Source organism: Silvibacterium sp. (genome assembly GCF_047605705.1).
Lineage (GTDB): Bacteria > Acidobacteriota > Terriglobia > Terriglobales > Acidobacteriaceae > Silvibacterium.
In genome coordinates, this window is record NZ_JASGFD010000016.1 from 42,861 (window position 1) to 58,247 (window position 15,387).

The following is a 15,387-nucleotide window of genomic DNA, read 5'->3' on the forward strand; positions in this document are numbered from 1 at the left end:
GCGTCGTAGTTCTCCATCTGGATGGTGCCCGGCACTGAAGCCGCCGTGCCGCCGTACGGCGTGGAGGCCGTCACCGGTTCCACTGCAAACCAGTTGAAATTGCCCATGCCGGCAGTCGGCCCATTGCCATCAAAGACGATCTTCATCATGTGCTTGCCCGCCGTAAGCGGAAAGACCGGGCTATACATCGTCTCCCATGTCTGCCAGCCGTTGGTGGCAGGCGTGTACTGGTTGCCCGTCACGTTCCGTCCGTCGAACTCCGCATGCCAGTAGCCGCCATCACCCAGCGAAGCCACCCGCGCCTGCAGAGTGTAGAGACCGCTTTGCTGCACATTCACCGTGTACTTCAGCCACTGCCCTTCATCGGTGTAGCCCACGTCGTAGCCGCCACCGGTGTCGCTCGTCACCTCGATGCCGACCGTCTCCGTCGGCCGATAACTCGCACCGCCCTGGTCTGTGGTCGCAAGGTTGAAGTACCCCACACCTTTGCCACCGTTGTCGAAGTTCTCCGCCTGGATCACACCCGGGATCGCCCACGCCGTGCCGCCATAGGGCGTCTCCTCGCCGCCCACCGTCAGCTGCACGGTCGAGCTGCGCTGTGTATTGCCCTGCACACCCGTCACCGTCACCGGATACGTCCCCGAGCTCGCGCCTGAAGAAGCATCGAGCCGCAGCGCATAGTGCTGCGCTGCACTGGAGGAAGAGAACAGCTGCGGTTCCAGATGTCCCCACACGCCCGAAGGCAGGCTGCCGAAATCGAGGCGCACGTTCCCTAAGCTGCGCCCGTAGTGATCGACATCGACGACAAATCCAGTGCCGTCGCCCGGAGCCACGGTCTGCGCATCCGGTCCAGCCGTCACACCGAACGTGGAGCCCGGATACCCCTGCCACGTGAACGTCGCCACGGCGCCCGCAGGCAGCGTGTACGTCACATACTGGCTGCGCCAGTTCAGCGTGAAGGTGCTCGGCTCCGACGCATCGTTCAGCACTACCACCGCCACCGACCCATCCGGATTCTTGAAGGCCACATCCTCCACGCTGCCCGTCCCGAATGTGTTCGAGGCGATGCGGTATGCGCCCGCCTGCACATACTTCGAGAGATGCCCGAGCACGTAGTACTCCACGTTGCGTGAGACCGTCGCGGGCGTCGTGCTGGTGTCAATCGTCACCACGCCACGGCAGTCCGTGCAGCCGTTCTGTACAGTCGGACCGCCGTTCTCGTCCAGATCCATATTCCACAGCGTCACACTCTTGCCCCAGTTGCGCAGCACGTTGATCACGTCGCTCTCGACCATGTTCGGCAGGTTGGTCGCAAAGTCCGGCGCATACGATCCGCCCGTGCACTCGGTGAACCACACCGGCGCGCCGTGGTCGAGATCGTGAATCGCATCCTGCGCATCGGACGTCGTACCTGCATAGCAGTGGAACGACACGCCGGTAAGCCATGGCCGCACCGAAGGATCGCGCAACAGCAGCTCCGGATAGAGCGGGTTATCCCAGTTGTGCTCGTAGCCAAGAATGCCCGGCGTCGCATCCGTAGCATCGCTGTGTTGGCCGGAGAAGTTCCAACCCTGATTCTTGAATCGCTGCGCCAGCAGAGCAGGCCCAAGATACTGTCCGATGAACGTGGCTTCGTCGTTCTCCGCCATGAACATCGTCGGGTAGCCCGTCGTCTCATACAGAGGCTCGTTCTGCACAGCGAGATAGTTGATCGGCACGCCGTCTTTCTCATAGGCCTGCACAAACTTCGTGAAGTACTTCGCCAGCGCGGGGAAATACTCCGGCTCGAGCGTGCCGCCACCCGTCGACTGGCTCGTCTTCATCCACGCGGGCGGCGACCACGGCAGCGCCAGCACCTTGATCGAGGGATTCACCGCAAGCGCAGCCCGGATCGTCGGAATGATGTAGGCCTCGTCATGCTGGATCGAGAACTGCGTCATCTGCGGATCGCTGTCGCCCGCCGAAAGATCGTCATAGGTGTAATTGCTCAGCGCCAGATCGGTCGCGCCCATCGGCTGCCGCAGGAAGCTCAGGTGAATGCCGCTGGTGCCGAAGAGATCCTGCATGAGTGACGCGCGCTGCGCCGCCGTCAGCTTGTTCCACACGAGATACGCCGCCGAATCGGTGAACGACGCGCCCACGCCATCGAGCGCCTGAAAGCGCACCGTGTCATCCACGTCGATTGCCATCTGCGTGCCGGTGCCGGGCTGAAAAGCCATTGAAGGCTGAGCTGCCAGCAGCGCCGACTGATCCGCATTGGTCTGCACCACACTCACCGTCTGCGCCTGCGCCACACCCGATGCACTCATCGCACCGCATACCGCAAGCACCGCGCCACACGCCATCCAAAAGAGAGACGCAGTTTTCCCGCGCCCTCGAGTACCCACACTAAGGGAGGATTGCATTGCATCGTCCTGTCAGAACCAGATTTTGTAACCGCCGCGAATACCTGTTTTCGCGAGCGACTGGATGGATAGCACCGCGATTTTAGAGCTGTCAAGAACAAACGTTTGTCTTCAAGAACCCACAGCAGCCGCAGAAGAGCTGGGCGGCCCATGCAAGCTCAATGTTGGCTTCGGTGGGGAAGCACAGCGCCGAGAGAGACATAACGACGCTCTGTCATTACGACCGCAGCAAGCTGCCCGAGCAAGGTGTAGGAATCCCGTTCTCGCGCTAAAAGGCCTGCGCCTGCAGCACCAGCACGCCGGTATAGGTAGCGGCGGGCAGCTGCGGCAACGTCGTCAGGTCAATCTCGAGGCTCAGCGCATCGGTGCGGCTGCCTCCAAGGCTGAGTACCGAGGTCTGGCTATAGAGCAGCAGCCCGCTGCCAACAGGCCCCAGCGGCGCCGTCTGCGTGAAAGGCGTAAAGCTGGTCGGAAGTCCCGATGGCACCTTCCCCAGGACCACCGAGGATGGAATCGACGAGACAGGCGACCCGCCCGTGAGCGCCTGCGTCGCGCTCGCGAAGTACGCCGAAAGCGTAATTGAGGACAGTAGCGATATCCCCGTCCACGTCGTCGTCACACTCACCACGCTTGAAGCCTGCGCCGGACTGCCCGGCGTCAATTGGAAGCTCACCGAAGCCGGCGTCGCCGACACCGTCAGCGTATCCCCAACCGTCACATTCGGCTTCGGGCGCGGTGTTTGCACGCGGATGACCTGCGCCGGCAATACGCCTTCCGGCGAGCCCGGCGCAAGGCAGCAGGCTGCAAACATCAGCCACACAAACCGGATCCACACCCGCCTCACAGGTGTCAGTCCCGTCTCCGGTTAGGGCTTTCGTCGGAGTCGCCGATCGGCACGCGGCCCGTCGCCGCGCGCACCACGATCCGCACTTCCGCCGCATGGCTCTCCGGCGCACTCATCACCACGCGCGGCGCCTCCACCACCTCATACACGCTGCCATCCAGGAACTGGTCTCCGAGCACCCGCAGCGAGTGCAGCACCGCCTTGTGCTCACGCAGGAGAAAGCAGCCCATCGAGTCGGCATAGATGATCCGCCCGTCGATCTCCACCGCCGCGCCGTCCACTCCCTCGCCCGCTTCGTCGCTCACGCATACCCGCAGCAGCATCGGGCCCACTTCCGTCTGCCGCGGAGGTCCAGGCATGCCGCGCTCGCCGAGCATCGTGTCCAGCTCCGCCGTGTAACCGACCTTGCCGTTCGCCATCACCAGCGTGCTCACGCCCACCGTCATGATCGGCAGCGGATGCATGCGCGCGTCGAACATCGTGGCCTGCTCAAAGGGCGATGCGACCATCTGCGGCACGTAGTAGGTCTGGTACTGCACACTTACCGTCGCCAGGTTCGAGAGCCAGCTACCACCCACGCTCAGTGTGTTTGAACCGGCCGAGGTATTGTCCGTCAGCGAGAGATCCAGCCGCGGGCTCAGCTGCCGGGTCAGCGTCGTCATCAGCGAGCGCGTCGCGTTGCCGCTCTCCGGACGGCTCTCAAACCAGCTCGTCTCCAGATCGGTGTGCGGCCCGATGGGACGGTCCGCCATCACCATCGCCCCCACATCGCGCTGCCCCTCGAACGACGACTCAAAGACCGTCGCCGAAAGACTCGTAGCTGCGAGATGGAGAGTCATCGCGCCCTGGTTCACGCTGCTCCTCACGCCATCCGGCACGTTGACTAGCGGCGTCAGGTAGTTCCGCCGCATCACCGTAAAGCCGATGCTTTCCCGGGGATGAAACGTCAGCTCCAAGTTCTCGCGAACCGGCTCGGAGACCAGCGGCTGCGAGGCATCCACACGGCGAAAACGGCTTCCCGTCTCGATATACGCGGCCTTCACGTCGAACCTCTCGCTGCGCAGCTTCACACTTGCCGCCGCGTATGGTTGGCCCGCACCCGCGCCCAAAGAAATCGCTACACGCGACGAAGGCGACGCCTTAAAATCCAGCCCTTCGATCAGTGTCAGCTGATCCGACAGCAGCACCGAGCTCAACGAGCTTAGCCGCGGCGAGAACGCCTTCCGCCAGAAGAGAATCCCCGCCGGCTCCTCCGCCTGCGCGCCTTCGAAGAACGGCGAATCGAAGGTCTTCGAGGTCGCGCCGGCAAAGACAAACACGTCCTCCGACGGACGACGTCGCGCGAGGCTGGCTCCCACGCCATTCAGATAAAAGCCGTCCTCGAAGATGTCCGTCACCAGGTGAAACGGAATCGTCTCGGTGCCCAGGGTATAGGTCGTCAGGCCCACCGTCTTTCGCCCCTGCAAGCCACCCACGACGTGGCCCGCTGCGAGGCCCGCGCCCGCAGAAACGTCGAAGGTGGGTGCATGCATCCATATCGTTCCGCCCTGCGAGTCGTAGAGCGAGGAGCTCCCCGCCTTCAGCTCGAAGGCCTGTGCTCCGGCCTCTCGCGTGGTTGCCAACAGCGCCATCAGAAGGATCGTCGCCAGCGCCGCATCCCGAACGACGATGCAGGCCGGAGACATTCTCATGGCGCAGCCGCGGCCACCCCGCTCTTTACCCGGAAGCCGTCGAACTGGAAGGCGATTTCGCCCGGGGCCTCAGCCGCCTTCCATGCGATCTCCACCTGCCGCTCCGCGCCCGGCAGGAAGGGAAATCCGGCGGCGTCGGCCTCATCGTGCCCGTCATGGCCGCCCGTCACCTTCACCTGCCGTACCCGCGCCAGGCGTCCGCTCTCATTCTCGAGCGTGCAGATGACCTTGTGCGCCTGCGCATCGAAGCGCGCCGCGCTCACCTTCACATCGCCCTCCGTCAGCCTGTCCTTCTGGTAGAGATAGATCGTGTGCGGCAGCATGATCCGCAGGTCCATCGCCTGCCCATGGTGCAGCGGCGAAAAGGTCGCGTAAACCGTCAGCCACGCAGGCAGATGATCGGCTGCGACCGAATAGAAGACGTAATACTTGTCGTGCGGCATCACCCGCGCGCTGGTCGAAGAGAGACGCAGATGAATCGCCTCGTCGAGGGGCCGGAAGATCCCGTTGCCATCCGGCCCGATGGTGAAGCTCTTCGCCTCGAGCACCACCGCCACCGGCACGTCGGCCGTGTTCGTCAGCGTGATCCGGCCCTCGCCCTTGCCCTGATACTCCACAATGACCGGCTCGACCGTCTGCGCATACAGCCGTCCACACAGCAGCAGGAGCATTGCGACGATGGCTGTGCGCATGCGTGTTCTCCTTCCACCGCTCAGAGCGCCTGCGCGGCCAGCGTCAGCGTGCCGGTATAGGTGCCGGCGGGCAGCTGCGTCTGCGAGCCCAGGTTGACCTCAAGCGTCAGCGTATCGACGCGCAGCGCCGAGTAATTCAGCACCGTGATCGGCTGCGTGAAGAGCGTCAGCTCCGCGCCCGCCGGACCCAGCGCGCCGGTGCCCGTAAAGGCGGTGTAGGTCACCGGCGTGCCCGTCAGCACCTGCCCCAGCACCTCGGATGGAGGAATCTTCGTCGTGCCGCTGATCAGAGCCTGCGTGCTGCTGGTGAAGTAGGCATCCAGCACCACATTCGCGCGTGACGAGGAGAGCACCCACGTCGTGGTGATAACCACCGGCACGGCGCCCAGCGCCACGCCGCCCGGCAGCAAGACAAACGAGACACTCGACGGCGTCGCCGCCACTGTGAGCGATTCGCCCATGGTGGCCGAGAGCGTCACCGAGGAGGTCGAGGAGTTCAGCTGCCCGTATAACGGCAGTCCGCAGAGCCACGGCAGCAGCAACGCGAGCAGGCATATCTGGAGCGGACATATCTGGAGCAGGCGTTTCTGGCATAGGTGTGTCCGATGTCGTCTCACCGAACCGGCTCCGCTCCCACCACTCGCGCTGTGCTTCGTATCCATACCGTCTCCCCCTGTATCCGCGCCCGGACTCTCTTCGGATAAGGTCGGCAGCAACTGCCTGCACAATGAATCTCAGCACAAAACAATCGGAAGAAAGAGGCAGGAAAGGTCTCGAAGGAGGCAACTGATTCAATATGAAACAGTGGCGTGCTGCCGTTCCCGAAACAGCTCAGAGCGTACGGAGCGAAGACAAACGGTGAGAGTGCGCGCATAGAATGCGACGCGGACGGATACAGGCCAATCATCGGTCGCTTAGCGCAGCCAGTTCCCTGCGTGATACAAGTTTCGAGAGCCTCACCCCCGGGAGATCTCGCGAACGTGCTCGAAAAAACGATCGGAAGACTGCTGTCCCTCGCCGCATTCGGCGCATGCCTCGCTTTTACCGTCCCAAACGTATCGGCACAACAGCCCGCAGCGGGCGGTGCACCCGCCGATCCCGGCCCTTTCGCCACCGACCTCTCCCCCGCACTCAAGCCCAAAGCCATTGAAGCCGCCATGCGCAGGGTCGGCGACTGGCAGGCGCGCCGCATCGCCGACACTCCCAGTCAGGACTGGACCTACGCCACGCTCTACCTCGGACTGCTCACCGCCTCGCAGACGCTCCACGACCCGGCCTATCGCGATCTCGTCCTCGGCGTGGCCACGCACTATCACTGGACCCTCGGCCCACGCCAGCAGCATGCCGACGATCAGGCCATCGGGCAGTCGTATCTCGCGCTTTACCGCGAGCAGCCCGATCCCGCACGTCTTGCGCCCATGCGCGCGCAGTTCGATCAGGTAATGCAAATCCCCGACGACCCCGCGAAGCCCGTCTGGTGGTGGTGCGATGCGCTCTTCATGGCGCCGCCTGTGTGGGCCGGGCTCGCCGAAAGCACCCACGACGCGAAGTATCGCGACTATATGCATCATGAGTGGCAGCGGACATCGGATCTCCTCTGGGACCCGCAGGAACACCTCTTCTCGCGCGACGCCACCTATCTCGACAAGCATGAGAAGAACGGCCGCAAGCTTTTCTGGTCGCGCGGCAATGGCTGGGTGATGGGCGGCCTCGCGCAGATGCTCGAGCACCTGCCCGCCGATGATCCGCACCGCGCCTTCTACATCGAGAAGTTTCGCGAGATGGCCGACGCCGTCGCGAAGCTCCAGGGCCCGGACGGTCTCTGGCGTCCCGGCCTGCTCGACGCGGCCGACTACCCGGAGCCCGAGACCTCAGGCTCGGCCTTCTTCGTCTATGCCATCACCTGGGGCATCGATCACGGCATCCTCGACCGCAAACGCTTCAAGCCAGTCGTGGAGCACGGCTGGACCGGCCTTGTGCGGCACGTCTATCAGGATGGCCGCCTCGGCGACGTGCAGCCGATCGGAGCCGCACCCGGAGCCTACACACCCGGCGCAAGCTACGTGTACGGTGTGGGAGCCTTCCTGCTCGCAGGCGCGGAACTCGACCGGATGTCGCGCACGCGGTAGAGGTCACCACCTTCTGAACGCCCGTTCTTATAAGACGGTTGTCATTCCGACCGAAGCGAGACAGTTGTTCTGTCTTGCGGTCGCTTTGGTCGGAATGACAAGTTCGAAGCGAAGGCGCAGCCGCAAAGGGCGACGCTCTTAGTAGTAGAGGTATTTCCGCCACTTCTGGTCGGAGTGGCCGATCATGCGCATGATGTGCCGGCTGGTGTGCAGCGAGAACGGGCGCGGCTCACGCATCAGCTTCATATCCCTTAACTCGTGCAGCAATTGATTGCCCTTGCGGCGGTTGCAGCTGTGGCAGCAGGCGACCAGGTTCTCCCATGTCGAGGTGCCTCCGCGCGAACGCGGCAGCACGTGGTCGAGCGTCAACTCGGACGAGTGCAGCACGATGCCGCAGTACTGGCAGGTATTGCGGTCGCGCAGCAGGATGTTTTTGCGCGAGAGAGCCCGTGTCTGGTGCGGGATGCGGCGGTATTCGAGCAGCCGGATCACCGAAGGCATGGGCATCCGCGTCCGCGCCGCGTGCAGCGTCGCGCCCTGCTCCTCTTCGGTGCGGGCCACGCCCTTCAGCACCAGCACCAGCGCGCGGCGCGCCCCGCAGATGTTGATCGGCTCGTAGGAGGCATTCAGCACCAGCACCGGCGTCTGCATGGCGGAGTTGAAACGCGTCCGCACTTCAACGGACTCAACCGCCACGCGGCTCTCGGCATGCGAAAGCGTGTGGCACTTGGCGAGTGATTTCTGCTTGCGAGCGTGGATCATAGCCTTTCCCAGCGACATCCTTTCCCCTCCGTCGTTCCCTCGAGCGCACCCGGCACATCGACCCTCCGGATCAAAAGTCCTTCCTCGTGCGGCTAATGGACCGTACCCCGCCACACCACCGCGTCCTGCCTCATCTCGTCCGCCGTCGGTTCGCGAAACTCTTCCTGCGCCGCCTCTTCCTGCGGCATTTCGAACCGTGCCGTGGCCTCGGCCTTCTGCGCGCGGGCCGCCGTCGCCACCCACACGGTCGCCGCGCCGGCACGCTTCAGCGCGAAGGCGCAAGCGCGGACCGTCGCACCTGTGGTGAAAATGTCATCGACCAGCAGAACATCCCTGCCCGCGATCGCTTCCGGCTCGGCGACAAAAAAAGCGCCGCGCAACACGCGCCGGCGCTCGGACAGGCTCAGGCCTGCCAGGCTCTGGGTCGCTCGCACTCTTCGCAGCGCTCTCGCGTTGAGCGCTCCTTTCCATTCGGGACGAAGGCCCCGCATCGCACGCACCACACCGCGCGCCAGCAGTTCCGCCTGGTTGAATCCGCGCTCACGGCGACGCGCCCGGTGCAGAGGCACCGGCACGACCGACATCTGGGCAGGAAGATCGCTCTCCGCAGAAAGGCGCGCGGCCAGCAGCGCGGAGATCTGTCCGGCCACCGGTTCCAGGCCGTCGTATTTCAGCAGGTGCAGCAGCGGGCGCATTGCGCCGTCATACGGGCCGCACGCAACCGCGCGGGTAAAGTGCGGAGGCGCAAGCTCGCACATCCGGCAATCCTCACCAGGAGTCTCGGACGCAACAAGGCGCTCACCACACCGGCGGCACACAGGATTTTTTTCGAGAGAGATGTCGCTCCAGCAGGCGGAGCAGACAGGCGCGGAAGAGGATTCCGCGAAAGGAAGACCGCAAACCCGGCAGTCAACGGGGAAACACGCGGAAAGGCATTGTCTCAGGAGCGAAGGACCAGCGGATGCACCAGGCGGTGAACTTCGAAGCACGCGAACCACTGCGCGCCAGGCACTCGTCTGGCTTTCGGGAAGCTCGATCGTCAGCCGGTCTCGTTGACTGCTGAAAGCGCACCTCGCTCGGCGGCGTGCTGGAAGCCGCCGTTGCGTGTGAGTATACGCCTGTTGGGTTGCTCGGGGAGAAAAAAGCGCCAGAAGACCCGACGGTGGCCCATTCAAGCCCGGTGTTGCCTTGAGTGGGGGGACAAGGGGATTTGGGCAGCCAGTCACAAGTACGGCCAGCAGTCAGTGAGAAAGCTGGCCGCTTCATCCCTGGCCGTTTTCTGTCTGGCCGCTAACCCCGCTTCCCCCGCAGCGTCGCAAACACGCCCATCACCACCAGCGCGCTGCCCGCCATCTCCACTGCCGACAGCCGCTCGCCCGCAAGCGCCGCGCCCAGTCCCAGCGCCACCACCGGATTTACATACGCGTAGCTGGCCACGCGGCCCATCGGCTCATGCCCCAGCAGCCACACGTAGGCCGTAAAGGCCACGATCGATGCCGCGCCGATGAGATATGCCATCGCGACCACCGCCCGCAGGCTCACACCATGCGGCAGATGTCCCCACTCGCCGGTTGCCGCCGAGAGCGCGAAGAGCATCGCCCCGCCGATCGCCATCTGCCAGCCCGCATTCACCACCCGGGATGCAGGCAGACGCAGCCTGCGCGAAAGCAGCGTGCCGGCCGACCAGCACAGGCATCCGAGCAGCGCGACCAGCACTCCTGCGAACGAGCCCAGAGAGCGGCCCCGCACCGAATCCCACGTCAGCGCGACCACGCCGGCAAAACCCAGCGCGATGCCCACCATCGGCCACGCCGCCAGCCGCTGGGTACGCAATATGAAGACTTCACCTGCAAAGATCCACACCGGGATCGTCGCCGCGATCACCGACGCAATACCCGAGGCGATCCGCTGCTCGGCCCAGAAAAGGCAGGCGTAGTCACCAACGAACAGCACCAGCCCCAGCAGCGCCACATTGCGCCACTCGCGCCCGCTCAGGGAAAACGGACCACTTGCTCTCTCTTTGCGCGAAGTCAGCAGCGCGAAGACGAGCAGCAGCGTGCCCGCCGAGAAAAATCGAAAGGCAGCCGCGAAGAACGGCGGCAGCACCGCCACGACCTCGCGAATTCCGAGGAAGGAACCGCCCCACAGAAAGTAAATTGCCGCATAGGCCAGCAGCCTGCGCACCCGCATGAAGCGAGCATACGGCAGGCTTGGATAAACGCAGACACGGATCGTACGTTCCCACGTCTCAGAATCGAGACGTAGGGCACCCGGCGGTGATGCACAGAACCGCAGGTTCCTCCACTCCGCTTCGCTTCGGTCGGAATGACAGATCCTATCGAGGGAACAACATTCTCTTATCCCACGACATTGTCATTCCGACCGCAGCAGCTAGAGCACCTTCATCAGCAGGCAGGTCACATCATCATGCTGCGGAGCTCCGCCGACGAAGCGGTCGACGTCCACCATGATCGTCTCGAGCAGCGTTCGCGCGGGCAATCTTGCACCCGAGTGCAGCATCACCTGCAGGCGCATCTCGCCATACTCCTGCTGGCGCAGGTCCTCGGCCTCTGTCAGGCCATCGGTAAAGATCGCCAGCAAGTCGCCCGATGCGAGCAACACTTCGCCCGAAGCGTAGGGCACACCATCCATAATGCCCAGCGGCATACCCCCGACATCCAGCCGCTCGATCTGCCCGGAAGCACGCCGCAGGATGGGGTTGTTGTGTCCCGCGTTCACATACGTCAGCCGCCGCGTTGCCGGGTCATACTCCGCAATGAAAGCCGTCGTGAATCGACGCCCGTTCTGACTGTTGCTGCAGGCATAACGATTCATCCGCTCCACCAGCATGGTCAGCGGTCCATGTGTCGCGCTCAGCGTCTTGAGGCTCGCCTGGAAGGTCGCCATCAGCATGGCCGCGGGCACACTCTTGCCGGCCACATCGGCCACGGCGAGCAGATACGTCTCGCCCGCAGACCGTTCCGCCTCGGACGGGCGCAGCCGCGCGAAGACATCGTAGTAATCGCCCGCCACCGTATTCGCAGGGCGCGTGAGAAATGCGATCTCCGCGCCCGGGACCGCCGGCGGCTGCGCAGGCAGCAGCCACTCCTGGATCTCCTTCGCGATCTGCAGATCGCGCTTCATCACCACGCGGTCGCCCACCTCCAGCACCAGCAGTGCGAACATCAGCAGGCCGCCGTAGAAGTGGAGATCCAGCGCAAAGACCTTCACCTCGCCATGCGGCGTCTCATGCGACCACTCGCCGCCGGGCAGGAAGATGAGCACCAGCGCCGCCAGCAGCAGCACACGCCGCGCCGGGGTCAGCTTTTCCACGATCGCCCAGAAGTACTGCCGCAGCACCAGGCTCCAGCCCCTGCGCTGCGAAGGGTCCTCCCCACGCGCCGCGTTCACATCCTTCGAATACAGCCGGTAGCTCGAGGTCGCATCGCGGCGGAACTGCATCCACAGCTCGCTCAGCGCCATGCCCTCAGTCACCCGCTGCCAGAAGCGGTCGATCTTCGACTGCCGGGGCGGCGGCGCCATCGGTATTTGCGGCGGATAACCCATGCAACACAGGGTATAGGGAATAGGGTGTGGGGTGTAGTGCTTCCGTCATCGCCGGGTGCTCTACCCATGACAAACCGCTGGTCATGGATGGGGCTCACATGCACTCACACGGAAGAGCGGAGGATATGAGCACCCCGCGCAAACCGGCGGTCACTTTGCGTGGGGTACAGGATGAGGCATAGCAGGATAGGATGTAGCTTTGTAGTTTTCAGGAACATCCGTTCCCCTGCGACCGCGACCATCGGGAGCGAACTGCCGAAGGCGGTTCGCCCTGCGCGTAGCAGCCTGGACGGCTAGTCCGGAGGTTCTTTCCGCGTGTCTGCTCAGCCCGAGTTCCAACCCTTCGTTCCCGCCGCGGAGTCGCGACGTGAGTTCACCGTCCGCGCCGTCCTGTTCGGCGCCATCTTCGGCATCATCTTCGGAGCCGTCACCGTCTACGTCGGCCTGCGCGCCGGGCTCACGGTCGCCGCGTCCATCCCTATCTCGGTGCTGTCGATCTCCGTTCTCCGCGCGCTCGGCAAGGCGTCCATTCTTGAGAACAATATCGTCCAGACCACCGGCAATGCGGGCCAGTCGATCGCCGCGGGCGTCATCTTCACGTTGCCCGCGCTCATCTTCCTCGGCTTCGATCTCGAGTACACGCGCATCTTCATCCTGGCGCTGCTCGGCGGATGGCTCGGCGTCCTCTTTATGATCCCGCTGCGCCGCCAGCTCATCGTGGAAGAGCACGGCAACCTCACTTATCCCGAAGGCACCGCCTGCGCTGACGTGCTCATCGCCGGCGAAAAGGGCGGATCGTTTGCCAGCAGAGTGTTCTTCGGCCTCGGACTAGGCGCGGTCTACACGCTCTTCCAGAACGAGAACCTGCTGGGCGCATGGCCCGGCACGCCGAACTACGAACCCAAGTGGCTCCCCGGTTCGGCCATCCGCGCCGATGCCACGCCCGAGTATCTCGGCGTGGGCTACATCATCGGACCGCGCGTGGCGGGCGTGCTCATCGCAGGCGGCGTCTTCAGCTGGCTCGTGGTCATGCCCATGATCCACTTCTTCGGCGTGCATGTACCCGGCCCGGTCTACCCCGGCACCGTACCCATCTCGCAGATGTCGCCCTCTGACCTTTGGAGCACCTATGTGCGCCCCATGGGCGCAGGCGCTGTCGCCGCTTCCGGCCTCATCACGCTGCTCAAGACCATGCCTACGATCATCGGCGCGCTTACCGCAGGCGCGAAGACCATCGGCAAGAATGTTTCGGCATCGACGGCGAAGCGCACCGAGCACGATCTGCCCATGAGCGTCGTCATCGGCGGAAGCCTGCTGCTGGTGCTGCTGATGTTCCTCTTCCTCACACTGAAGCCCGTGCCCGGCGCGCAGGTGAGCTGGTTCGCGAACCTCGCCGCAGCGCTGCTCGTCGTACTCTTCGGATTTCTCTTCGTCACCGTCTCCTCGCGCATTGTCGGCCTCATCGGCAGCTCGGCGAACCCCATCTCCGGCATGACCATCGCCACGCTGATGGCTACCGCCGCCATCTTCCTCGTCAAAGGATGGACCGCCCCGGCCTTCGGCGCGCTCGCCATCACCATCGGCGGCGTGGTCTGCATCGCGGCGGCCAACGCAGGCGACACCTCGCAGGATCTCAAGACCGGCTTTCTTGTCGGCGCAACGCCGTGGAAGCAGCAGCTCGCCGTCATGATCGGCGTCGGCGTCTCGGTCTTCGCCATCGGACTCACGCTCAACGCCATGAACAAGGGTCTGGAAACCTTCAAGCCGATGAAGGCTCCCATCGCGCTCAGCCTCTCCGCGCTACCCTCCGGCGTGCAGGTGCAGCAGCAGCACTTTTCGCGTCCGCGCATCGAGCTGACGGAGCCAAACGCAGCCGGACAGGCCCAGTCCGGCCACTTCGTCGACAGCTCGCAGTACGTGCTGCTCAACGCGCTCGGCTCGCCCACCCTTGCCGACGGCAAATATCTCTACAACCCCGCAACCGGCAACATCGAGATCCAGTGGTCGCAGGGCATCGGGAGCGAAAAGGCCGCCGCGCCGCAGGGCCGCCTGATGGCTACCGTCATCAACGGCATCCTCTCGCGCAAGCTTCCCTGGGGACTCGTCCTACTCGGCGTCTTCTTGGTGATTGCGATTGAGCTGCTCGGCATTCGCTCGCTCTCCTTCGCCGTGGGCGCGTATCTCTCCATCGGAACTACGCTCGCCATCTTCGTCGGCGGCGTCGTGCGCTGGATGGTCGACCGCGCCGTGGCCCGCGCCGGCGGCGATGCCTCGGAAACCGAGAGCGAAGTCTCGCCCGGCTCGCTCTATGCCAGCGGACTCATCGCCGCCGGCGGCATCGTGGGCTTACTCGGCGTCAGCCGTAAGCTTTACGAAGACAAATTCCACACTATTCTTCATCTCTGGTTTGCCCCCGGCTCCGGCCCGTATGAGTTGCTCAACCACCAGCCTCTATCCGTGGTGATGTTCGCGCTGCTGGCCTTCTCACTGTATTACTTCGCGCGCAAGCCCCTGAAGTAGACATGCTTCACATGTGCAGCAAAAGCCCCGGCGTCCGGCCGGGGCTTTTGCTTGCGGAAAGCTGCGGCGGCATTAAAACGCACGGGCATGTTTCGTGCCGCAGAAGCCCTTCCGCCAGCCTTTCTGCGGGGCGGGCTCCGAAAATCCTGATTCAGATCAATGGAAACGCTATGGCCAGCACAAAAATGCAGCCGTTCAAGCCACGTTTGCGACACCGAAAGACATCCTACTTTACACTCATACAGCAGCATCGCCCGATTTAGGAGGGTTTATGTCACGTTGGAAATTGCTTGCATTCACGGCTCTCAGTGCCGCGCTGGTCAGCAGCGCGCACCAGGTATCGGCGGCGCAGGTCGTCGTCAATATCGGAGCGGCGCCGGTCTGCCCGTACGGATACTTCGATTACGCCCCGTATAACTGCGCCCCTTACGGCTACTACGGCCCGGACTGGTTCGTTGGCGGCGTCTTTATCGGTGCCGGACCCTGGTTCCATGGACCGCGTGGTTTCTACGGCCACGTCGATAACCGCTTTGACCCGCATTACGGCTACCATGGCCCCATGCCGGGTCGCGGCGAGCCGGCCTTCGGCGGCTTCCACGGCAACGAAGCGCGCGATGGACGCGGCCACATCGGCAACGCTGGCCACGATGGCGGCGGCGAACACAACCCCGGCTTCGCCGGCGGCGGCCATCCCGGTGGCGGCGGCGGTCACCGCTAAACAAGGCCCTGCAAAACGCTCCATACCCGCTCCTGCTGAGAGAATCGGCAGGGGCGGGA

The 15,387-nt window shown here is 64.0% G+C and carries 11 protein-coding genes and 1 pseudogene; 3 read left to right on the forward strand and 9 right to left on the reverse strand.

Annotated features, from left to right (window positions below):
* Nucleotides 1-89 precede the first annotated feature (89 nt).
* The 5 genes and pseudogenes from QM649_RS08015 to QM649_RS08035 form a co-directional block, all read right to left on the reverse strand.
* A pseudogene (locus QM649_RS08015) lies at nucleotides 90-2,405 on the reverse strand (carbohydrate-binding protein); the annotation flags it as partial.
* 268 nt (nucleotides 2,406-2,673) lie between these two features.
* Nucleotides 2,674-3,225 carry a hypothetical protein gene (locus QM649_RS08020; RefSeq protein WP_415198503.1) on the reverse strand — a complete coding sequence of 184 codons (552 nt, stop codon included), beginning with the start codon at nucleotides 3,223-3,225 and terminating at the stop codon, nucleotides 2,674-2,676.
* Between the two features lie 29 nt (nucleotides 3,226-3,254).
* Nucleotides 3,255-4,940 carry a hypothetical protein gene (locus QM649_RS08025; RefSeq protein WP_415198504.1) on the reverse strand — a complete coding sequence of 562 codons (1,686 nt, stop codon included), beginning with the start codon at nucleotides 4,938-4,940 and terminating at the stop codon, nucleotides 3,255-3,257.
* Complete coding sequence (locus QM649_RS08030) at nucleotides 4,937-5,632, reverse strand: hypothetical protein (RefSeq protein ID WP_415198505.1); 696 nt, start codon at nucleotides 5,630-5,632, stop codon at nucleotides 4,937-4,939. Before QM649_RS08030 ends, QM649_RS08025 begins: the two co-directional genes overlap by 4 nt.
* A gap of 20 nt (nucleotides 5,633-5,652) precedes the next feature.
* Nucleotides 5,653-6,249 carry a hypothetical protein gene (locus QM649_RS08035; RefSeq protein WP_415198506.1) on the reverse strand — a complete coding sequence of 199 codons (597 nt, stop codon included), beginning with the start codon at nucleotides 6,247-6,249 and terminating at the stop codon, nucleotides 5,653-5,655.
* A 363-nt stretch (nucleotides 6,250-6,612) separates the two neighbouring features.
* Between QM649_RS08035 and QM649_RS08040 the strand changes: the two genes are divergently transcribed.
* On the forward strand, nucleotides 6,613-7,761 hold the full coding sequence (locus tag QM649_RS08040) for a glycoside hydrolase family 88/105 protein (RefSeq protein WP_415198507.1): 1,149 nt from the start codon (nucleotides 6,613-6,615) through the stop codon (nucleotides 7,759-7,761).
* A 138-nt stretch (nucleotides 7,762-7,899) separates the two neighbouring features.
* Here the strand turns inward: QM649_RS08040 and QM649_RS08045 are convergent, their stop codons facing one another.
* The 4 genes from QM649_RS08045 to QM649_RS08060 all read right to left on the reverse strand — a co-directional run bounded on the left by QM649_RS08045 (nucleotide 7,900) and on the right by QM649_RS08060 (nucleotide 12,066).
* Entirely contained in the window at nucleotides 7,900-8,523 is a 624-nt protein-coding gene (locus QM649_RS08045) for an HNH endonuclease (RefSeq protein ID WP_415198508.1), read from the reverse strand.
* A gap of 92 nt (nucleotides 8,524-8,615) precedes the next feature.
* Nucleotides 8,616-9,281 (reverse strand): ComF family protein, encoded by a 666-nt coding sequence (locus QM649_RS08050; protein ID WP_415198509.1) that lies wholly within the window; start codon nucleotides 9,279-9,281, stop codon nucleotides 8,616-8,618.
* A 532-nt stretch (nucleotides 9,282-9,813) separates the two neighbouring features.
* Nucleotides 9,814-10,713 (reverse strand): EamA family transporter, encoded by a 900-nt coding sequence (locus QM649_RS08055; RefSeq protein ID WP_415198510.1) that lies wholly within the window; start codon nucleotides 10,711-10,713, stop codon nucleotides 9,814-9,816.
* 201 nt (nucleotides 10,714-10,914) lie between these two features.
* Nucleotides 10,915-12,066, reverse strand: a complete 1,152-nt coding sequence (locus QM649_RS08060; protein ID WP_415198511.1) for a PP2C family protein-serine/threonine phosphatase — start codon at nucleotides 12,064-12,066, stop codon at nucleotides 10,915-10,917.
* Nucleotides 12,067-12,405: 339 nt separating this feature from the next.
* Here QM649_RS08060 and QM649_RS08065 point away from each other — a divergent pair, with 339 nt between their 5' ends.
* Entirely contained in the window at nucleotides 12,406-14,610 is a 2,205-nt protein-coding gene (locus tag QM649_RS08065; protein ID WP_415198512.1) for an OPT family oligopeptide transporter, read from the forward strand.
* Between the two features lie 271 nt (nucleotides 14,611-14,881).
* On the forward strand, nucleotides 14,882-15,328 hold the full coding sequence (locus QM649_RS08070) for a hypothetical protein (protein WP_415198513.1): 447 nt from the start codon (nucleotides 14,882-14,884) through the stop codon (nucleotides 15,326-15,328).
* The last annotated feature ends 59 nt before the right edge of the window (nucleotides 15,329-15,387 follow it).

Excerpts from the sequence above, each read along its gene's own strand:
- QM649_RS08025 (WP_415198504.1), bottom strand. The coding sequence starts at position 4,940 with ATGAGAATGTCTCCGGCCTGCATCGTCGTTCGGGATGCGGCGCTGGCG.
- QM649_RS08030 (WP_415198505.1), bottom strand. The coding sequence starts at position 5,632 with ATGCGCACAGCCATCGTCGCAATGCTCCTGCTGCTGTGTGGACGGCTG.
- QM649_RS08045 (WP_415198508.1), bottom strand. The coding sequence starts at position 8,523 with ATGATCCACGCTCGCAAGCAGAAATCACTCGCCAAGTGCCACACGCTT.
- QM649_RS08050 (WP_415198509.1), bottom strand. The coding sequence starts at position 9,281 with ATGTGCGAGCTTGCGCCTCCGCACTTTACCCGCGCGGTTGCGTGCGGC.
- QM649_RS08055 (WP_415198510.1), bottom strand. The coding sequence starts at position 10,713 with ATGCGGGTGCGCAGGCTGCTGGCCTATGCGGCAATTTACTTTCTGTGG.
- QM649_RS08060 (WP_415198511.1), bottom strand. The coding sequence starts at position 12,066 with ATGGCGCCGCCGCCCCGGCAGTCGAAGATCGACCGCTTCTGGCAGCGG.
- QM649_RS08070 (WP_415198513.1), top strand. The coding sequence starts at position 14,882 with ATGTCACGTTGGAAATTGCTTGCATTCACGGCTCTCAGTGCCGCGCTG.